Source organism: Amycolatopsis sp. NPDC114505 (assembly GCF_055633615.1).
Genome location: NZ_JBVKDV010000002.1, coordinates 727,890 through 747,609 on the forward strand (window position 1 = coordinate 727,890; position 19,720 = coordinate 747,609).

The window sequence follows — 19,720 nt, forward strand, 5'->3', positions numbered from 1 at the left end:
GTGGCCAAAAAGGGCGCGCTCTAAGTGACGTTGTCCAGGAGCGCCTGGATCGCCGCCGCCATCGCGGCCGGGTCGCCGTCTCCGGGGCGCAGCACCAGGTCCGGCGACTCCGGCCGCTCGTAAGGCGCGTCGATCCCCGTGAACCCCCGGATCTCACCCGCCCGCGCCTTCGCGTACATCCCCTTCGGGTCGCGGGCCTCGCACACCTCCAGCGGCGTGTCCACGAAGACCTCCACGAACGGCAGATCCCCGGAAATCTCCCGGGCCGAAGCGCGATCCGACGCATACGGGCTGATCAGCGACGCGATCGCCACCACGCCCGCGTCCGCGAACAGGCGGGCCACCTCCGCCACCCGCCGCACGTTCTCGGCGCGGTCCGAAGGGCTGAAGCCGAGACCCTTGTTCAGCCCGTGGCGCAGGTTGTCGCCGTCCAGGAGGTAGGCCGGGCGGCCCGCCGCCACGAGACGGCGCTCCAGCTCCACCGCCACCGACGACTTGCCCGACGCCGACAGCCCGGTCAGCCACACCGTCGCGCCGCGGGTCGGGCGGTCCTCGCGGCGGACCGCCGCCGTGTGCCAGACGACCGGGGACAGCGGAGCGCCGGTGATCATGCCCGCCGCGACCGTGTCACCCGTGTGCTCGTCCACCAGCAGGAACCCGCCCGTGGCGCGGTTGCGGCGGTACGGGTCGAACAGCAGCGGCGCGCGCGTGCGCAGCCGGATGCGGCCGATGTCGTTCAGGGACAACGACTCCGCGGCGTCCCGGTGCAGCGTCGTCACGTCGAGGCGGTACTCCAGCTTCTCCACCGAGCCGCGCGTCTCGGTCGTCGTGTGCCGGACGACGAACGAGCTGCCCGGCGTCAAGGACGACCGGGGGGAGAACCAGCACACCAGCGCGTCGACCTCGCGGGCCGACTCGGCGCGGTTGCCCGGGCGGCACAGCATCGCGCCGCGGCCCAGATCGAGGTCGTCGGCCAGCTCGATGGTGACCGCCTGGCCGGTGAAGGCTTCCGAAAGCGGTTTCCCGCCCGGGCCCCACACCGCGCGCACCCGGGAGGTGAACCCCGACGGCAGCGCCACGACCTCGTCACCCGGCTTGAACACGCCGCCGGCGATGGTGCCCGCGTAACCGCGGAAGTCCGGCCGGCGGATCACGTACTGCACCGGGAACCGCGCGTCGATCAGGTTGCGGTCGGACGCGACGTGCACCTCCTCCAGCTGGTGCAGCAGCGAAGTCCCTTCGTACCAAGGCATGCTGGCACTGCGGTGGACGACGTTGTCGCCGTGCAGCGCCGACACCGGCACGAACGTCAGGTCGGCGACGTCCAGCTTCATCGCGAACCGCCGGAACTCCTCGCGGATCTCCTCGAACCGCTCCTGCGACCACCCGACGAGGTCCATCTTGTTGACGCACACCACGAGGTGCCCGATCCCGAGCAGCGACGCGAGGAACGCGTGCCGCCGCGACTGTTCGAGCACGCCCTTGCGCGCGTCGACGAGGACCAGCGCCAGGTCGGCCGTCGACGCGCCGGTCACCATGTTCCGCGTGTACTGCAGGTGCCCCGGCGTGTCCGCGATGATGAACTTCCGCTTGGGCGTGGCGAAGTAGCGGTGCGCGACGTCGATGGTGATGCCCTGCTCGCGCTCGGCGCGCAGGCCGTCGGTGAGCAGCGCGAGGTCCGGGTAGTCCTCGCCGCGCTCCCGGCTGGCACGCTCGACGGCGGCGAGCTGGTCGGTGAAGATCGCCTTCGAGTCGAACAGCAGCCGCCCGATCAGCGTGGACTTGCCGTCGTCCACGCTGCCCGCCGTGGCGATCCGCAGCAGCTGCATCAGAAGTAGCCTTCCCTCTTGCGGTCTTCCATGCCTGCCTCGGAAATCCGGTCGTCGGCGCGCGTCGCCCCGCGTTCGGTGACGCGGGTGGCGGCCACCTCGGTGACCACTTCGGACGGTGTCGCCGCCGACGATTCGACGCAGCCGGTGCACGTCGCGTCGCCGACGGTCCGGAAGCGCACGGTCGCCTCGTAGGGCGTCTCGCCGTCCACAAGGGACAGAAAACGGGTCGCCGCCAGCAGCATGCCGTCGCGCTGGACGACTTCGCGGCGATGCGCGTAGTACAGCGGCGGCAGCGCGATCCGCTCGTCGCGGATGTACTGCCAGATGTCGAGCTCGGTCCAGTTCGACAGCGGGAAGACGCGGATGTGCTCGCCGCGCCGGTGCCGCCCGTTGTAGAGGTTCCACAGCTCCGGGCGCTGCGCCCGCGGGTCCCACTGGCCGTGCTCGTCGCGGAAGCTGAACACGCGCTCCTTCGCGCGGGCCTTCTCCTCGTCGCGGCGGGCGCCGCCGAACACGGCGTCGAAGCCGCCTTCGCGGATCGCCCGCAGCAGCGTGACCGTCTGCAGCCGGTTGCGGCTGGCTCCCGGACCGGTCTCCTCGACGACGCGGCCGGCGTCGAGGTCGTCCTGCACGCTCGCCACCTCCAGCCGCAGGTTCAACGCGGCGACGGTCTCGTCGCGGAACCGCAGCACCTCGTCGAAGTTGTGGCCGGTGTCGACGTGCAGCACGGGGAAGGGCAGCGGCGCCGGCCAGAACGCCTTCGCGGCGGCGTGGAGCATCACCACCGAGTCCTTGCCACCGGAGAAGAGCAGGACGGGACGCTCGAACGTCGCCGCGACCTCGCGGAAGACGTGCACGGCCTCCGCTTCGAGCGCGGCCAGGTGCGAGAGCTCGTACGAGGTCACGGACACCGGAAAAAAGTAGAACATGTTCTTGTCATCGGTCAAGCGGTGCGCGATCCTGGGACGATGGACCTGGTCGTACTCGAAGAGATCCGCCGGCTGAAGTACCGCTACCTCCGCGCGGTCGACCTGAAGCAGTGGGACGAGGTGGCCGACACCTTCACCGCCGACGCCACGGCCGACTACGGGACCCGCGCGACCGGTGAGGACGGCAAGCATTTCGAAGGCCGTGACGCCATCGTCGCGTTCCTCACCGAGAGCCTCGGCAACGGCATCATCACCGTGCACCACGCAGGTCAGCCGGAGATCGAGATCGACGGCGACACCGCGACCGGGCGGTGGTCGTTCACCGACAAGGTCATCGTGCCCGAGCACAAGGTGATCATCGAAGGGGCCGCGTTCTACGAGGACACCTACCGCCGGGAGGCCGACGGCGCCTGGCGGATGACGCACATCGGGTACGTCAGGACGTACGAGTCGATGCTCTCCTGGGCGGACAACCCGGGCTTCCGGCTGCTCGCGAACCGCTGGGCCGTGCCGGCATGATCGAGAACGAGTTCTCGTTGACCGGGTCGCTCGCCGACGCGATCGCCGAAGCCGAGAAGCTGATCGCCGGAGCCCCGCCCGCGCAGACCGAGCAGGGTCTCCTGGAGGGCTACGACTACCTCGCCGGGAGCATCCGCGCGTCGCTGCAGATGGCCTGGGCCTACCAGCGCGACTTCCCGTACTTCACCGCGTCCACCGGGCCGTACACGAAGATGGGCCTGGACAACCCGGACACGCTGTACTTCAACGCGAACATCCGCGCCGACCGCGAGTACGTCGTCACCGGCGTCCGCGGGACCACCGCCGACCTGAGCTTCCAGATCCTCAACGGCGACTACTCGCCGGTCGTGGTGCCCGACAGCCTCGCCGCGTTCGACGACCGTGCGATCGAAATCGGCGAAGACGGCCGGTTCGAGCTGCGCTTCGGCCCGGCTCGCGAGAACCAGGGGCCGAACTACTTCGTCCTCGGCGAGGGCTCGTCGATGCTCGTGGTGCGCGAGGTCCACAGCGACTGGGCGACCGAGAAGCGCGGTGAGATCCGCATCCGGTGCGTCGACACGGCGGGCCAGGCGCCCCCGGTGCCCGACCGCTCGGTGATGGCCAAGCGCTACGGCGTCGTCGGCAAGATGCTGCTGAGCCGGCTCAAGACGTTCCTCGCGTTCCCGAAGTGGTTCTACGACAACCTGCCGGTGAACACGATGACCGAGCCACGCTCGACGCCGGGCGGCCTGACCACGCAGTTCTCCTCGGCCGGGCACTACGAGCTGGGCGACGAAGAGGCGATGATCGTCACCGTGCCGCGCTGCGCGGACGCGCCGTACCAGGGCATCCAGCTGGGCAGCCTCTGGTACGTCTCGCTCGACTACATCAACCACCAGACGAGCCTCACCGCCGACCAGGCCCGCGTCGACCCGGACGGCAAGATCCGGTTCGTCATCAGCGAGCGCGACCCCGGCGTCGCGAACTGGCTGGAGCGCACCGGGCACGAGCGCGGGTACGTGCAGATCCGCTGGCAGCGGCTCGCGCGGGACCTCGGCCCGGACGACGGCCCGGTCGTCGAGGTCGTCAAGGTGGACGAGCTGCCGGACCGGCTGCCCCACTACGCGGAAGCGCGCGTGACGCCGGCCGAGTGGTCGGCGCGGATCGCGGCCCGGCAGGACGCCGTCGCCGCCAGGATGCTGGGGTGAGCGTGTCGGATCTGTTGCGGGGCAAGGTGGTCGTCGTCTCCGGCATCGGGCCGGGGCTCGGCCGGTCGATCGCCGTCCGGAGCGCGGAGGCGGGCGCCGACGTCGTGCTCGCCGCACGCACCGAGTCGCGCCTCACCGAGGTCGCCAAGGAGGTCACCGACCTCGGCCGGCGCGCCGTCGCGGTCCGCACCGACATCGACGACGAGGACTCCGCCGCGAACCTCGTGCGCGAGGCGGTCGAGGCGTTCGGCCGGGTGGACGCGTTGGTGCACAACGCCTTCGCCGTCCCGCCGCTCACCGATCTGGCCACTGTGGACCTCGACGCCGTCCGGGCCGGGTTCGAAACGGCCGGCATCTCGGTGCTGCGGCTGACGCGGCTGTTCCTGCCCGCGCTCAAGGAGAGCAAGGGCTCGCTGGTGATGATCAACTCCGCGGTGCTGCGGCACTCGCGGCGCACGTTCGGCGCGTACAAGATGGCGAAGTCGGCGCTGCTGTCGCTCTCGCAGAGCCTCGCGAGCGAGCTCGGGCCGGACGGGATCCGCGTCAACACCGTGGCGCCGGGGTACATCTGGGCGCCGAACCTCAAGTGGTACTTCAACTACCTGGCCAAGGAACGCGGCATCACGCCGGAAGAGGTCTACGCCGAAACGGCGTCCACAATAGACCTGCGGAAGCTGCCGGAACCCGACGAGATCGCCGACGCCGTGGTGTTCCTCGCCTCGCCGATGGCGCGCGCGATCACCGGGCAGTGCCTCGACGTCAACGGCGGCGAGTACCACCACTAGGAGGATCCATGCTCCCCGGCCGCGAAGACGTCGGCACCGTCGAGGACCTGCACGCGTCGGCCACCAAGCTCACCGGGCTCGACGACTTCGGCGGCGACGAGTACGTCGAAGGCCTGCGCGTGCTGCTGGAGTCGTACGAGGCCGACGAGGACCTGACGCCGTTCGGCAACAAGGTGCACCGGGCGATGCTGCGCGGCGCGCTCGTCGCCCGGTTGCTCAGCGAAGCGGGCTGGAAGCAGCACCCGGCGTCGGCTTCGGTGCCGATCGAGCGGCCGATCTTCGTGACCGGCCTGCCGCGCACCGGCACCACCGCGCTGCACCGGCTGCTCGCCGAGGACCCGGGGCACCAGGGTCTCGAAGTCTGGCTCGCCGAGGTCCCGCAGCCGCGGCCGCCGCGGGACACGTGGGCGGACAACCCCGTGTACCAAGGGATCCAGGCGGGCTACGAGCGGCACCACGTCGAGCACCCGGAGTTCATGGGCGTGCACCACATGTCCGCGGACCAGGTGGAGGAGTGCTGGCAGCTGCTGCGCCAGTCGATGCGCTCGCTGTCGTTCGAATGCCTCGCGCACGTGCCGCGCTACTCGCGGTGGCTCGCGAAGCAGGACTGGACCGACGCGTACGCCCGCCACCGGCGCAACCTGCAGCTGATCGGGCTGCCGGACGCGGGCAAGCGGTGGGTGCTCAAGAACCCGAGCCACCTCTTCGCCCTGGACGCGCTGATGGCGGCGTACCCGGACGCGCTGGTCATCCAGACCCACCGCGCGCCGCGCACGATCATGGGCTCGATGTGCAGCCTCGCCGAGAAGGCCGCGGACGGCTGGTCGACGAAGTTCCGCGGCGAGGTGATCGGCAAGTCCCAGCTGGACCTGTGGGCCCGCGGCGCCGACGAGTTCCGCACGGCCCGGACGCGCTACGACCCGGCGCAGTTCTGCGACGTGCGGTACGAGGACTTCGTCGCCGACCCGATCGGCACGGTGTCCACTGTGTACGACCACTTCGGACTGACGCTCACCCCGGACGCGCGGGCGGCGATGACCGCCGTGCACAAGGAAAGCCGCACGGGGTCGGCGAAGCCGGTGCACAAGTACAGCCTGGCGGACTTCGGCCTGACGCCCGAGGAGGTCGACGAGCGCTTCGCGGGCTACGGCTCCTGAGTGCCGGGCATCGGCTCGGCCAGCTCCGCCCGCGAGGGTGCCGCCGGGAACGGGTCGGCGAAGTACTGCGTCTCGTGCGTCACGAGCCCGCCGGCGAACTCCATGATGCTCACGGTGCGGGTCGGCGCGCCGTCGTAGGTGATCACGCACTCGCTGACCCAGAGGGCACCGCTGCCCTGGATGCGGCCGATCGTGAAGTGCCGTTCGGCCGGGTGCCCGCCGCGCTGGGCCTGGATCTTCGCGCGGCCGCGGAAGCGCTCTCCGGACTGTGGGTAGTCGAGGATCGCGTCGTCGGCGTAGATCGCGTGCTCGCGTTCGACGTCGCCTTGTTCCGAAGCGGTCCAGTGCTCGACGATCGCGGCGCGGATCTCGGCGTCCATGCCGGAACCCTACGCCGTGATCAGCTTGACGACGTCGTCCATCGAAGGGCCGGCGGCCATCTCGGCGGCCAACTCCCGCGCCCGGTCCCGGTAGCGCGGCTGGTCCAGGACGGCGCGGACGTCCCGCCGGATGGTCCGCGGCGACGCCGAGGCGCGGGCGCGGCCGATCCCGGCGCCGGACCACTTGACGCGGGCGGCCACCTCGCGCTTGTCCTCGCTGGCCCCGATCACGACCAGCGGGACGCCGTGGCGGAGGGCGTGGTTGACGCCGCCGTACCCGCCGTTGCCGACCATCGCGGCGCAGCGGGGGAGCAGGTCGTCGTAGGGCAGGAAGTCGGCGACGCGGACGTTGGCCGGCAGCGGACCCGGGCTCAGCTCGCCGCCGCACGTCGTCGCGACGACCAGCACGTCCTCGCCGGCGAGGGCGGCGATCGTGGGTTCGACGAGCCGGCCGAGGTCGTCGTTGGCGACGGTTCCCTGGGTGACGTGGACGATCGGGCGCGAGCCGTCGAGGTCGGCCCACCACGGCGGCAGCGGGTGCTCGCTCGCCGCGCTGACGGTCGTCGGCCCGATGAAGTGCAGCGGGGCGTTGGGGCGCGGGTATTCGAAGCCGGGGCAGGTCATCTGCAGGACGCCGTCGCTGTGCAGCGGCCAGTCCGTGAACAGCATGCCGGGGTCTTCGCCCAGTGCGGTGCGGGCCTGGTTTTGCGCCGGCCGGAGGACCCAGGGGGCGAGGATCTTCAGGATCGCGCTGTTCGGGCCGCTCGGCACCGGGGGCAGGAACGGCAGGAACCCCAGCACGAGCACGCGTGGCCGGTGTTCGCGGCGTACCAGGGCAAGGCCCGCCATGAAGAGCGGGTCGCACAGGACGACGTCGACGTCGAGGTCCAGGACGCTCAGCTGGGCCGGCATCGCGCGGACGAAGTTCGTCAGCTCGAAGCGGGCGAGCTTGAGTCCCTTCAGGCCGGCGCGGCCCGGGATGGAGCCGTCGAGGTCGGTCTCGTCGAAGTCGGCCTCCGGCGGGAGGACTTTGATTGTGGCGCCGAGCTTTTCGAAGGTTTCCCGGTAGCGCGCGCCGGTGACGACGGTGACCTCGTGCCCGGCCGCGAGCAGGGCTTCGACGATCGGCTTGGTCGGGCCGACGTGGCCGCGAGCGGGGTGCACGCAGACGAGCACGCGGGTCATGGGTCCCCCTTGATTGACCGATACGCTGTACTATCCAATTGATGACGATACCGGAATCCGAGGGCGCGCGGCGCCGCTACGAGTCCCCGGTGCGCGAGGCCCGCGCCCGTCGCACCCGGGAGCACGTGGTGAAGACGGCCGGGCGGCTGTTCGCCGAACGCGGCTACGCGGGCACGAGCGTGCGACAGATCGCCGCCGCGGCCGGCGTGAGCCTGGAGACCGTGACGCAGGCCGGGCGCAAGGCGGACCTGCTGCTCGCGGCGTTCCGCGACGGCTTCGCGGGCAACCCGGACGCGGTGAACCTGGACGCGCTGGTTGGCCCGCCCGGCCCGGCTGACGCGGCGGACGCGCTGGCGGGCCCGGCTGACCTGCCGGACGCGGCGAACCCGGACGCGCTGGCCGGTCCGGCCGGCCAGGTAGACCTGCCGGATGCGGCGGACATGGCCGCGCTGGCCGGTCCGGCGGGCTCGGCTGACGCGCCGGACGCGGCGGCCTTGGACGCGCCGGCGGGCCCGCCCGACCCAGCCGACCTGGCCGGCCCAGCCGACCCGGCCGGCCGGCCCGACCCAGCCGAGCCAGCTGGCCTGCCCGATCCAGCCGACCTGCCTGACCCGGCCGGCCTGCCCGATCCAGCCGGCCCGCCCGACCCGGCGGACCTGCCGGCGGTGGTCGCGCGGGTCGCCGCCGGTGTGCGCGGATCACTGCCGATCTGGCGTGCCTTCACGACGGCGGCGATGGCCGACCCTGCGGTGGCCGCGGTTCGCGCGGAGCTGGCGGCGGCCCGCCGCGAAGAGATCACCGCTCGGCTGGCGGCGGCGGGAATGCCGGCTTCCGGCCGGCTGGCGGACGCGATCGGCCTGCTCACCTCCCACGAGGCGTACGACCACCTGACGACCGTGTGCGGCTGGCCGCACGAGGACTACGTCGCATGGGCCGCGGCGTCGATCCAGGCTCAGCTGGTCGTGAGTGGGAAACAGGGTCGGAACTAACCCGCGGCCGCCTGCAAACCGCGCGTGCCGATGCCGCGCAGCACCTCGATCCGGTCCGAACCCGGCCGGCTGAGGACCCAGCTCGACCCGGGCACCGCCTTCGCGCGCTTCTTCAACGGCGCCAGCAACCGGGAAACCTCCTGGTACGACCGGATCGAGCCGCTCGCGCAGACCAGCGTCGCCAGCGAAACCGTCACCGGCATGCCGTCGGCCGTCCAATGACGGTCCAGCAGGGCGCCCGCCACCGTCGCGATCTCGTCGACGTCGCAGACCACCAGGAAGTCGTCGCCGCCGACGTGGCTGACCCGCATCCGGCGCAGCTGCCCGGTCAGCCCGGTGAGCGCGCCGCCCAGCTCGCGGATCAGGTCGTCGCCCGCGGCGAACCCGGCCGTGTCGTTGACCGCCTTGAACGCGTCGATGTCCAGCCACGCGGCCACGAACGGCTCGCCGATCGTGATCCGGCGGGCGACGTCGCGGGCCACCGTGTCGCTGCCCGGCAGCCGCGTGAGCGGGTTCAACGCCGCCGCGGCCTCGACCTTCGCCTCGGCCACCCCGCGCACCACCTCGGTCACGAGCACCACGCCCAGGCAGCGGCCGACGTCGTCGACCACGACGACGTCGTCGCCGGTGCGGCCCCAGTCGGCGTCGGTGACCAGCTCGAGGAACTCCATCGCGCCCGCGCGGGCCTCGATCGTGTGCGGCGTGTCCGCGAGCCGGGCCGCCGGGCGCTTCGCGTGCAGCGCGTGCCCGTACGGGCCGGTGACCGCGACCAGGAACCGCGTCCGGTCGACCGACCAGCGCGGCCGGTTCAGCTCGTCGATCCCGATGACGCCGCTCGGCGCGTCCGCCGCCGCCAGCACTTCGCGGACCTCGTCGCAGGTCGCGGTTTCCGGCAGCGTCGTGGCCGGGCGGAGGAAGTCGCCGACGCACTGCGCCGGACCCGCCGCGCGCGTCGTCCGGTCCCGCGTCAGCAGCGCCGGGGCGGGGCCCGCGGCGGTGGGCGGGGCCAGCAGGTTGCCCTGCGCGATCCGGACGCCGAGGCCGCGGACCGCGTCGAGCTGGGCGTCGGTCTCCACGCCGGTCGCGACGAGCCGGGTGTCGGTCCGGTTGGTGTAGTGCAGCAGCGCCTCGACGATGGCGGCCGACGCGGGGTCGTCCGGCAGCCCGCGCAGCACCGTGCGGTCGAGCTTGACCAGGTCGACCGGGGCCTCGACGAGCAGGCCGAGCGGCAGGTCGCCGCGGCCGAGGCCGTCGAGCGCGAGCCGGAAGCCGAGCTCGGTGAGCGTCCGCATCCCGGCGAGGGCGCGGTCGGCGGGCAGCGGCGCGAACGGCGGGCCGATCTCGAGGACGACGTCGCGAGTGCGGCGGCCCGCGTCGACGAGCTCCTTGAGGAGGTCGTCGTACATGGCCAGCGGCGCGGCGAGGGTGCGGGCGGAGAGGTTGAGGTGCAGGGGGAGGGACGACTCGTCCTGCCGGACGGCGGCGATCGCGAGCCCGAGGTCGACCTCGGCGAGGCGGCCGTCGCGGCGCGCCTGGGTGAGCAGTTCGGGGACGGTGCCCTGGCCCGGCCTGGCCAGCGCTTCGTGAGCCACGACGCCTCCGGTGTGGAGGCTGTACAGCGGCTGGAAAGCGAAGCGGACCGCGCGTGGCGACTTCACGCCCCGATCGTCGCCGGTCGGGCCGCGAAACGAAACCGATGTCGACTGATGTTCACCACCGATGCCCGAATCGGAGTAACGCAGGGTGACATCTGCCACTAGTTCAGAGTTGACTTATATAAGTCGCTACTTGTAGTTTGGCAGGGTGCACGCGTTCGACGTCCTGGGTGATCCGGTCCGCCGCCGGATCCTCGAGCTGCTGGCCGACGGCGAGCGGGCGGCCGGCGCGGTGACCGAGGTGATCCGGACCGAGTTCGGCATCTCGCAGCCCGCGGTGTCCCAGCACCTGAAAGTGCTGCGCGAGAACGGTTTCGCCGTCGTCCGCCAGGACGGGACGCGGCGGCTGTACGCGGTCGGTCACGCACCGCTGCGGGACATCGATGACTGGCTCGACCGGTTCCGCCGGTACTGGACCCCGCCGCTGGACGCACTGGCCACCGAAATCGCCCGCGGCAAGCGCGCGCGGCGCCTCACCGAAGGAGAAGGTTCGTGATCGACGTCAGCCACCAGATCAGCGCCGTCCGCAGGACGCTCGGCGACCGGGTGCTCGAAGGCAAGGAGGCCCGCGTCCTGACCATCGGCCAGGTCTACGACACCGACGTCGACGACCTGTGGGACGCCTGCACGAACCCGGAGCGCATCCCGCGCTGGTTCCTGCCGATCAGCGGCGAGCTGAAGCTCGGCGGGAAGTACCAGTTCGAGGGCAACGCGGGCGGCACGGTCGAGCGCTGCGACCCGCCGAAGAGCTTCGCGGCGACGTGGGAGTACGGCGGCAACGTCAGCTGGGTCGAGGTCCGCCTCACGCCCGAGGGTGACGGCACCCGCTTCGAGCTGGAGCACGTCGCGCACGTCGACGAGCGCTGGGACGAGTTCGGCCCGGGCGCGGTCGGCATCGGCTGGGACGGCGCCCTGGTTGGCCTGGTCCTGCACCTGGCCTCGGGCGAGGCGGTCGACCCGGAGGCGGCGATGGCCTGGATGATGTCGCCCGAGGGCATCCGGTTCATGACGGCGTCGAACGAGGCCTGGTACGAGGCCGACGTCGCCGCGGGCGCGGACCCGGCGAAGGCACGGGCGGCGGCGGACCGCACGCTGAAGGCGTACACGACCCCGCCGGAGGCCTGACCCGCCGTGTCGTCCGTCCAGGTACGCGTGTCGTCCGCCTGGGTACGCGTGTCGTCCGTCCGGGTCCCGTTCCCGGGGCGTACCGGGATAGCCGACACGCGTACGCCGATGGACGACACGCGTACCGGAATGGACGACACGGGTCAGCGATCGGTTTTCTTGACCGCCGTCAGGGTGATCACCGCGTCGGCCGGGACTTCGGTGCCGGGGGCCGGGTCCTGGCCCGTCTGGACCCAGTTGCGGTCGAGGACCAGCATCCGGCCCTGGCCCGTGCCGTCGACCTCGCGCAGGTTGTAGAGGCCGGCTTTCTGCATCGCGTCCTGGGCGTCCTGGTGGTTCATGCCCGAGACGTCCGGGACCTTGATCAGCGCGGCGGCGGTCGTGGCGGACGGCGCGGCAGTCGTTCCGGCGGCGGTCGTGGCCGAGGTGCCGGTCGACGCGGGGCTGCCGGCCGGCCCGGCGCCACAGGCGGTGAGCCCGGCACCGAGCACCAGGGCGGCGGCGAGGCGAATCGGGCGGTTCATGGCGGCTCCTCCGTTGATGGATACCCCCTCAATCGATCCGTGAACTCGCGATGTTGCCCATCGATCGGGTGAACCGGAACCCGCCGGATAGGGTCGGGCGCATGGATCAGGGCAGCGAGCAGACCGACCCGCGGGCGGTGCGGCGGGATCCCGCCGCGAGCGCCGGCGGGTTCACCGACCTGGCGACCAGCCCGTTCCGGATCGACCGCGACCGCATCGCCGCCTCGCCGTTCTTCGCCCGCCTCGGCGGGGTCACGCAGGTGGTCAGCGCCGGCGGCGCCGGGCTGCTGCACAACCGGCTCACCCACAGCCTGAAGGTCGCGCAGGTCGCGCGGGCCATCGCCGAGCGGATCACCGCCGGGGACGACGCCGGCCTCGTCGACAAGCTGGGCGGCTGTGACCTCGACGTCGCCGAGGCCGCCGCGCTCGCCCACGATCTCGGGCACCCGCCGTTCGGGCACCTCGGCGAGCAGACCCTCGACCGCATCGCCCGCCACCGCTTCGGCCTGGCCGACGGCTTCGAGGGCAACGCGCAGACCTTCCGCATCATCACCACGACCGACGTGCGCGGGCCGTCGGCGATCGGGCTCGACCTGACCACGGCGGTGCGCGCGGCCGTCCTGAAGTACCCGTGGCTGCGGCTGCACCACCCGGCGCCGCACCCGTCCGCGATGGCCGTGCCGCCGCGCGGGGCCGGCGAGCCCGACCAGTCGCCCGGCACCGGCGCGGCCAAGTTCTCCGCCTACGCCACCGAACTCGACGACTTCGAGCAGGCGCGCGCGGCGTTCGCGGGGCGCGTCGAAGGCTGGCAGCAGACCGTCGAAGCGTCCGTGATGGACACCGCCGACGACATCGCCTACGCCATCCACGACCTGCAGGACTTCCACCGCATCGGCGTCCTGCAGCACGCGCCGGTCGCCGCGGAGCTGGGGGAGTGGCTCGAGCACGCGGCGGAACTGGCCGCGCTGGACGACGAGACGCTGCACGCGGAGCTGCGCCGGCCGGGCCGGTCGCTCGAGCGCGTCCGCCGCCGGATGCACGTCAAGGACGCGTGGATCGTCGACGACGACGCGTTCGCCGCGGCGGTCGCCCGGGTCCGCGCCGAGCTGGTCGACGGCCTGCTGGCCGCGGAGTTCGACGGCTCGATCGAGGCCGAGCAGGCGACGGCGGCGTTCTCGGCGAACTGGACGGCACGCCTGGTCGACGGCGTCTTCGTGCTGGCGTCCCCGTCCACCCGCACCGGCCACGTCTCGCTGCGCCCCGCCCAGTGGCACGAGGTCCAGGTGCTGAAGTTCGTGCACCGCCGGTTCGTGCTGCTGCGCCCCGACTTGGCGCTGCACCAGCGCGGGCAGGCCGGGGTGGTGTCGAGCCTGGTCGACGCGCTCGACGCGTGGCTGCTCGACCGCGACGAGGTTTCCCGGCTGCCGCGGCGGTTGCACGACCTGGTGGAGCTGGCGCACGCGGAGTACACGGGCCTGGCGCGCTCGGCACCGGAGCTGCTCGTCGGCGCGACGGGGGAGCCGGTATCCGGGCCGGACGCCGTGCGCGGGCTGGCGCGCGGCCGGGCGGTGGTGGACTTCGTGGCTTCGCTGACGGACAAGCAGGCGGTGACCCTCTTGGACGCCCTGTCCGGGCGGGCCGCCCAGCCGTGGTCGGACTCCTTCGTCCTCTGATCGAGGAGTTGTCCGGTTCTTGTCCGATCCGGCGATCCCGTGCAGTGGTACCGCTTGACGCGCTGGTCCGTTTCGTTCGTCCTGTAACGGTTGTGCGGTTCCGCTGAACGGCCTACGACTTACGGTCCATTCAGGAAATTCTCCATCCGATGTCACTCGAACGGCCGCTGCTCACAGGGAACTCACAGTACTTAGCTTGATCCTGCCGGTGATCACCGGCGATCGGTCAGCGTGAGTCGGGGCACGCGCCTGGAGATAATCGGAGGGCGCACGTGCGTCGTACCCGTTCCACGAGATCGAGATCCACTGTGCTCACAGCCGGGGCCGCGGCGCTGCTCGCCGCCCTCGGCCTCGTGTCGCCGCCCGCCGCGGGCGCCGCCACCGCATCCACACCGGACACCTTCAGCGAAGTCGCACAGCAGCAGATCGCCGCCCTGCAGGCGGTCAAGGCGGGCCGCACCGCCACCGAGTCCAAAGTGGACAGCAATCTGCTCGCCGCCGAGAAGGGCGTCACCAAGCAGCTCAATGCACTGCAGTCGGGGGCTCAGGTTTCTTCGACCGGGACCGTCCTGGTCGACATCCGCGCGAGCAAGGTCTCCCCGGACCTCATCTCCTCGCTGACCAAGGCCGGCGCGGGCATCCGCGCGGTGTCCGACCGGTACGGCAGCGTCCGCGCCGAGGTCCCGCTGGCCAAGGTCGGCGAGATCGCCGCCCGCGGCGACGTCAAGCGCGTCGAGCAGGCCGACCAGGCCATGACCGCCCGCGAACTGGCCACCCCGGCGACGACGCCGGTCAAGACCGAGACCAAGCAGCAGAAGGCCGACCGGATCGCCGGCGAGCTGCAGAAGGCCGTCTCCGCCAAGTCCCAGCGCAGCGCCGCCGCGGCCGCCACGCTGACCAGTGAAGGCGACCGCGCCCACAACGCCGACATCGCCCGCCAGCAGTTCGGCGTCACCGGCGTCGGCGTCAAGGCGTGCGCGCTGTCGGACGGCGTCGACTCCCTGGCCGCCTCGCAGGCCAAGGGCGAGCTCCCGCCGAACGTCGACGTCATCGCCGGGCAGGAGGGCGACGGCGACGAGGGCACCGCGATGCTCGAGATCATCCACGACCTCGCGCCCAACGCCGCGCTCGGCTTCGCCTCGGCGTTCAACTCCGACGCCAGCTTCGCGGACAACATCCGCAAGCTGCGCTTCGAGTCGCACTGCGACGTCATCGTCGACGACGTCATCTACTTCAAGGAATCCCCGTTCCAGGACTGGATCATCGCCCAGGCCGTGAACGACGTGACCGCGGACGGCGCGCTGTACTTCTCGTCGGCGGGCAACGAGGGCAACGTCGCCGACGGCACCGCCGGGCACTGGGAAGGCGACTTCGTCGACTCCGGCAAGTCGGTCGGCAAGTTCGCCGGCGTCGCGCACAACTTCGCCGGCGCCGCGGGCAACCAGATCTACGAGCCCATTTCGGACGCCTCGTCGGCTCAGGTCCCGGTGACGCTGCACTGGTCCGACCCGCTCGGCGCGTCGGCGAACGACTACGACCTCTACCTGCTCAACTCCGCGGGGGCCGTGGTCAGCTTCAGCCAGAACGTCCAGGACGGCACGCAGGACCCGTTCGAGATCCTGCAGACGCCGATCTTCGGCGGCACCGGGCTGCGCCTGGCCGTCGTGAAGTTCTCCGGGCAGGCCCGCTACCTGTCGCTGTCCGCGCTGCGCGGCCGGTTCAAGGACTCGGCGGACGGCCTGAAGGCCTACAACACCCCGGGTGTGACGGTCGGCCACTCGGCCGCGCGGGACGCCTTCAGCGTCGCGGCGACCCCGGCGGCCGCCGCGTTCGGCCGTCCCCTCGAGCCGGGCGACCCGGCCAACCCGACCGGCCCGTTCCCGGGTGCGTTCAGCGGCGCGTCCAAGGCGGAGCGGTTCACCTCGGACGGCCCGCGGCGCATGTTCTACGAAGCCGACGGCACCCCGATCACCCCGGGCAACGTGTCTTCGACCGGTGGTGAGGTCCGGAACAAGCCGGAGATCACCGCGGCCGACGGCGTGAAGACCAGCGTCACCGGCTTCAGCCCGTTCTTCGGCACCTCGGCCGCCGCCCCGCACGCCGGAGCCATCGCGGCGCTGGTCCTTTCGGGCAACCCCGGCCTGCCGCCGTCGGACGTCCGCGAGGCACTGATCAACACCGCGATCGACATCGAAAAGCCGGGCAACGACAACTTCACCGGTGCCGGCGTCATCCTCGCGGACAAGGTGCTCGCCTACACCGGTGCCAGCCCGCAGCCGCTCGCGGTCGCGAAGCAGCCGACGGTCACCCCGGCCGACGGCGGCTCCGCGCTCGACCCGGGCGACACGGCCAAGGTGACGCTGCCGGTGACCAACGACGGTGACGGCACCGCCGTGTCCACCAGCGTCGTGCTCACCAGCCCGACCCCGGGTGTCACGGTGGCGCCGCGGTCCAAGTCCTACGGCACCATCAGCCCGGGACAGACCGGCGTCAACGACTTCACCATCACCGTCCCGGCGACGCAGCAGCTCGGCGCGCCGGTCGTCCTGAACGCCCGCGTCAGCTTCGCCGGTGCGCACTCGCCGACGACGCAGACGTTCTCGCTCCCGGTCGGCACCCCGTCGCCGGTCGCGCAGGACTTCGCCTACACCGGCGCGCCGGTGGCGATCCCGGACAACAGCCCGGTCGGCGCGTCGGTGACCATCCCGGTCACCGGGGTCGGCCGCGCGTCCAAGGTGGGCTTCTCGATCGACGGCAGCACCTGCAACACCGACACCGCCTCGACCACCGTCGGACTGGACCACACCTACGTCGGTGACCTGGTCGGCACGCTGACCGCGCCCTCCGGGGCGAAGGCGACGGTGTTCCAGCGCAACGGCGGCTCCGGCAAGAACCTGTGCAAGGTCGTCTTCGCCGACACCGCCGCGACCGCGTTCAGCACGGTGACTTCGGCCAACGCGCCGTTCACCGGCACGTGGCGGCCGACGCAGTCGCTGACCGGCGGCCTGACCGCCGCGGCGGTCGACGGCACGTGGACGTTCGCCGTGGTCGACGCGGCGGGCGGCGACGTCGGCTCGATCCGCTCGGTCGCCCTGCACATCAACGGGTTCGTGCAGCCCCCGGCGGCCGGCGCGCCGTCGAACGTGCGGGGATACACGAACAACGGGCCGGTGCACCCGCTGTGACGAAGCGCGTGAACTGAACAACCCGAACGGGGCCGTCGCGGCGACGCGGCGGCCCCGTACCGTTTCCCCCATGGCCAAGCCACGGCAGGTCGCCGGGGGCGGCCGCGCGGTCGAGGTGCCGCCCGATCGTCTCGCCGGCTGGTTCGACCGCTTCTCCGCCCGCCACGAAGGGACCGTGACGACGGAGGTCGCGGCGCGCGCGGTGCGGGTGCTGGCCGCCGACGGCGCGACGGCGACCGCGACCGTCCCTTTCGGACCGCTGCCGGCGCCGTCCGGGACGTTCGACGGCCTGGTCGTCGACGCGCTCCTGGCGCACGCGCTGGTGCCGCGCCGGATCGCGCTGGTGCTGGTGCGGCTGGGCGGGCACAGCGTCGGCATCGCGCGCGCGGGCCGGGTCGAGGTCTCGCGCACCGGCCGGAACCTCGTGCAGGGCCGCTCGGCCGCGGGCGGCTGGTCGCAGCAGCGCTTCGCCCGGCGTCGCGCGGGGCAGGCGCGCCACGCGCTCCAGGACGCGGCCAAGGACGTCTTCGAGGTGCTCGTCCCGCGGCTGTCCGAAGTGGACGCCGTGGTGCTCGGCGGCGACCGCCGGGCACTCGACGCGTTGCGCGAGGACCGCCGGCTGGCCCGGCTGTTCGCCCGTGCGGAGCCGCGCGTGCTGGAGGTCGGCGAGCCGAGCCGGGCCGTCCTCGAGGAAGCCGCCGTGCGCGCGCTGTCCGTGCAGGTCACGCTGCGCGACGGGTGAGACCGCACACGTCCGGAAAATCCGGTGGACCGCGGCCCGTACACTGGGTTCCGTGGATATCCAGCTGGAGTGACGCCGCGGCCCCCGGGCCGCTCGACGCTGTCCTCCGTTCACCCCCCTTCCACGGGAGTTTCCCTTGATCACGGCCACCGGCCTTGAGCTGCGCGCGGGTTCGCGCATCCTGCTCAACGGCGTCACCGTCCGCATCCAGTCCGGCGACCGCATCGGCCTCGTCGGCCGCAACGGCGCGGGCAAGACCACCTCGCTGAAGGTCCTCGCCGGCGAAGGTGAGCCGCACGCGGGCGAGGTCCGCCGCACCGGCGAGCTCGGCTACCTGCCGCAGGACCCGCGCGAAGGTGATCTTTCGGTCACCGCGAAGGACCGCGTGCTCTCCGCGCGCGGCCTCGACAAGCTGATGCGCGACATGGAGAAGGCGCAGGCCTCGATGGCCGAGCTCGTCGACGACGCCGCGCGCGACAAGGCCATCAACCGCTACGCCCGGCTCGAAGAGCGGTTCTCCTCGCTCGGCGGGTACGCCGCGGAGAGCGAAGCCGCGCGCATCTGCTCGAACCTCGGCCTGGCCGACCGGGTCCTGGCGCAGACGCTGCAGACGCTGTCCGGTGGGCAGCGCCGCCGCGTCGAGCTGGCGCGGATCCTGTTCGCCGCGGCCGAAGCGGGCGCGGGCGGCAAGTCCGAGACGATCCTGCTGCTCGACGAGCCGACCAACCACCTCGACGCCGACTCCATCAACTGGCTGCGCGGGTTCCTCAAGCAGCACGACGGTGGCCTGGTCGTGATCAGCCACGACGTCGAGCTGCTGGCCGACGTCGTCAACAAGGTGTGGTTCCTCGACGCCACCCGCGGCGAGCTCGACCTGTACAACATGGGCTGGCAGCGCTACCTCGACGCGCGCGCGACCGACGAGAAGCGCCGCCGCCGTGAGCGCGCCAACGCCGAGAAGAAGGCGTCGGCACTGCAGCAGCAGGCCGCGAAGCTCGGCGCGAAGGCGACGAAGGCCGTGGCGGCCAAGAACATGGCGCGCCGCGCCGAGCAGATGCTGTCCGCGCTCGACGAGACCCGGGTGGCCGACAAGGTCGCCCGGATCAAGTTCCCCGAGCCCGCCCCGTGCGGCCGGACCCCGCTCACCGCCGAAGGCCTCTCGAAGTCGTACGGCTCACTGGAAATCTTCACCGGCGTCGATCTCGCGATCGACCGCGGTTCGAAGGTGGTCGTACTCGGGCTGAACGGTGCGGGAAAGACTACTTTGCTCCGGCTCCTCGGCGGAATGGAAACTCCGGACACCGGTGAGATCGTGCCGGGTCACGGAATGCGTTTGGGCTATTACGCACAGGAACACGAAACTCTTGATCATGATGCGTCGGTGTGGGAAAACATCCGACATCTCTCACCGGACACCGGTGCTCAGGAGTTGCGGAACCTGCTCGGCTCGTTCCTCTTCACCGGCGAACAACTCGACCAGCCCGCCGGCACGCTTTCCGGTGGCGAGAAGACCCGGCTCGCCCTCGCGAGCCTGGTCTCCAGTGCTGCCAACGTCTTGCTCCTCGACGAGCCGACGAACAACCTGGACCCGGCCAGCCGTGCCCAGGTCCTGGACGCATTGCGCAGCTTCGCCGGTGCCGTCGTCCTGGTCACGCACGACCCCGGCGCGGTCGAGGCGCTGGAGCCCGAGCGAGTCATCCTGCTGCCCGACGGCACCGAGGATCACTGGTCGGCCGACTATCTGGAACTTGTCCAGCTTGCGTGACTCTATGCGTCCATTCGGGTGCAAGATCGCTACGGCCGGGCACTGGAATGGCCCAATGTGATCGCAGTTTCGGCTGTTTTACGTCTGT

General features: G+C 71.8%; 17 protein-coding genes. 11 read left to right on the forward strand and 6 right to left on the reverse strand.

The window, feature by feature from the left end; all coding sequences use genetic code 11:
- Positions 1 to 20: 20 nt before the first annotated feature.
- Positions 21 to 1,829: an adenylyl-sulfate kinase gene (gene cysC, locus ACZ7OU_RS21485; protein WP_470256366.1), complete on the reverse strand. Its 1,809-nt coding sequence runs from the start codon at positions 1,827 to 1,829 to the stop codon at positions 21 to 23.
- Positions 1,829 to 2,761 carry a sulfate adenylyltransferase subunit CysD gene (cysD, locus tag ACZ7OU_RS21490; RefSeq protein WP_470257640.1) on the reverse strand — a complete coding sequence of 311 codons (933 nt, stop codon included), beginning with the start codon at positions 2,759 to 2,761 and terminating at the stop codon, positions 1,829 to 1,831. Before cysD ends, cysC begins: the two co-directional genes overlap by 1 nt.
- Positions 2,762 to 2,800: 39 nt before the next feature.
- Here cysD and ACZ7OU_RS21495 point away from each other — a divergent pair, with 39 nt between their 5' ends.
- From ACZ7OU_RS21495 to ACZ7OU_RS21510, 4 genes are read left to right on the forward strand one after another with little or no spacing between them, the layout of a single operon-like run.
- On the forward strand, positions 2,801 to 3,280 hold the full coding sequence (locus ACZ7OU_RS21495) for a nuclear transport factor 2 family protein (RefSeq protein ID WP_470256367.1): 480 nt from the start codon (positions 2,801 to 2,803) through the stop codon (positions 3,278 to 3,280).
- Positions 3,277 to 4,467, forward strand: coding sequence for a hypothetical protein (locus ACZ7OU_RS21500; RefSeq protein ID WP_470256368.1), 1,191 nt, complete (start codon positions 3,277 to 3,279; stop codon positions 4,465 to 4,467). Before ACZ7OU_RS21495 ends, ACZ7OU_RS21500 begins: the two co-directional genes overlap by 4 nt.
- A complete protein-coding gene (locus ACZ7OU_RS21505; protein WP_470256369.1) occupies positions 4,464 to 5,252 on the forward strand; it encodes an SDR family oxidoreductase in 789 nt (262 codons plus the stop codon). The genes ACZ7OU_RS21500 and ACZ7OU_RS21505 overlap by 4 nt, the downstream gene beginning before the upstream one ends.
- 8 nt (positions 5,253 to 5,260) lie before the next feature.
- The gene (locus ACZ7OU_RS21510) at positions 5,261 to 6,409 is read left to right on the forward strand and encodes a sulfotransferase family protein (protein WP_470256370.1); all 1,149 of its coding nucleotides are present in this window, start codon (positions 5,261 to 5,263) and stop codon (positions 6,407 to 6,409) included.
- Here ACZ7OU_RS21510 and ACZ7OU_RS21515 read toward each other — a convergent pair.
- Both ACZ7OU_RS21515 and ACZ7OU_RS21520 read right to left on the reverse strand, forming a co-directional pair.
- The gene (locus tag ACZ7OU_RS21515) at positions 6,397 to 6,789 is read right to left on the reverse strand and encodes a nuclear transport factor 2 family protein (RefSeq protein ID WP_470256371.1); all 393 of its coding nucleotides are present in this window, start codon (positions 6,787 to 6,789) and stop codon (positions 6,397 to 6,399) included. The genes ACZ7OU_RS21510 and ACZ7OU_RS21515 overlap by 13 nt on opposite strands.
- Before the next feature lie 9 nt (positions 6,790 to 6,798).
- A complete protein-coding gene (locus ACZ7OU_RS21520; protein WP_470256372.1) occupies positions 6,799 to 7,974 on the reverse strand; it encodes a glycosyltransferase in 1,176 nt (391 codons plus the stop codon).
- Positions 7,975 to 8,015: 41 nt separating this feature from the next.
- On the opposite strand from ACZ7OU_RS21520, the gene ACZ7OU_RS21525 reads away from it, so the two are divergent.
- On the forward strand, positions 8,016 to 8,963 hold the full coding sequence (locus ACZ7OU_RS21525) for a TetR/AcrR family transcriptional regulator (protein WP_470256373.1): 948 nt from the start codon (positions 8,016 to 8,018) through the stop codon (positions 8,961 to 8,963).
- Here ACZ7OU_RS21525 and ACZ7OU_RS21530 read toward each other — a convergent pair.
- Complete coding sequence (locus tag ACZ7OU_RS21530) at positions 8,960 to 10,621, reverse strand: GGDEF domain-containing protein (protein ID WP_470238307.1); 1,662 nt, start codon at positions 10,619 to 10,621, stop codon at positions 8,960 to 8,962. The genes ACZ7OU_RS21525 and ACZ7OU_RS21530 overlap by 4 nt on opposite strands.
- A 145-nt stretch (positions 10,622 to 10,766) precedes the next feature.
- Here ACZ7OU_RS21530 and ACZ7OU_RS21535 point away from each other — a divergent pair, with 145 nt between their 5' ends.
- Positions 10,767 to 11,114 carry an ArsR/SmtB family transcription factor gene (locus ACZ7OU_RS21535; RefSeq protein WP_470238306.1) on the forward strand — a complete coding sequence of 116 codons (348 nt, stop codon included), beginning with the start codon at positions 10,767 to 10,769 and terminating at the stop codon, positions 11,112 to 11,114.
- The gene (locus ACZ7OU_RS21540; protein WP_470256374.1) at positions 11,111 to 11,743 is read left to right on the forward strand and encodes an SRPBCC family protein; all 633 of its coding nucleotides are present in this window, start codon (positions 11,111 to 11,113) and stop codon (positions 11,741 to 11,743) included. Before ACZ7OU_RS21535 ends, ACZ7OU_RS21540 begins: the two co-directional genes overlap by 4 nt.
- A gap of 143 nt (positions 11,744 to 11,886) precedes the next feature.
- Here the strand turns inward: ACZ7OU_RS21540 and ACZ7OU_RS21545 are convergent, their stop codons facing one another.
- Positions 11,887 to 12,267 carry a PASTA domain-containing protein gene (locus ACZ7OU_RS21545; protein WP_470256375.1) on the reverse strand — a complete coding sequence of 127 codons (381 nt, stop codon included), beginning with the start codon at positions 12,265 to 12,267 and terminating at the stop codon, positions 11,887 to 11,889.
- A 101-nt stretch (positions 12,268 to 12,368) separates the two neighbouring features.
- Here ACZ7OU_RS21545 and ACZ7OU_RS21550 point away from each other — a divergent pair, with 101 nt between their 5' ends.
- From ACZ7OU_RS21550 to ACZ7OU_RS21565, 4 genes are all read left to right on the forward strand, one after another.
- Positions 12,369 to 13,940, forward strand: coding sequence for a deoxyguanosinetriphosphate triphosphohydrolase family protein (locus ACZ7OU_RS21550; RefSeq protein ID WP_470238303.1), 1,572 nt, complete (start codon positions 12,369 to 12,371; stop codon positions 13,938 to 13,940).
- 308 nt (positions 13,941 to 14,248) lie between these two features.
- On the forward strand, positions 14,249 to 17,125 hold the full coding sequence (locus tag ACZ7OU_RS21555; RefSeq protein WP_470256376.1) for a S8 family serine peptidase: 2,877 nt from the start codon (positions 14,249 to 14,251) through the stop codon (positions 17,123 to 17,125).
- A 70-nt stretch (positions 17,126 to 17,195) separates the two neighbouring features.
- Positions 17,196 to 17,867, forward strand: coding sequence for an acVLRF1 family peptidyl-tRNA hydrolase (locus ACZ7OU_RS21560; protein WP_470256377.1), 672 nt, complete (start codon positions 17,196 to 17,198; stop codon positions 17,865 to 17,867).
- A gap of 136 nt (positions 17,868 to 18,003) precedes the next feature.
- Positions 18,004 to 19,632, forward strand: coding sequence for an ABC-F family ATP-binding cassette domain-containing protein (locus tag ACZ7OU_RS21565; protein ID WP_470238300.1), 1,629 nt, complete (start codon positions 18,004 to 18,006; stop codon positions 19,630 to 19,632).
- Positions 19,633 to 19,720: the final 88 nt, after the last annotated feature.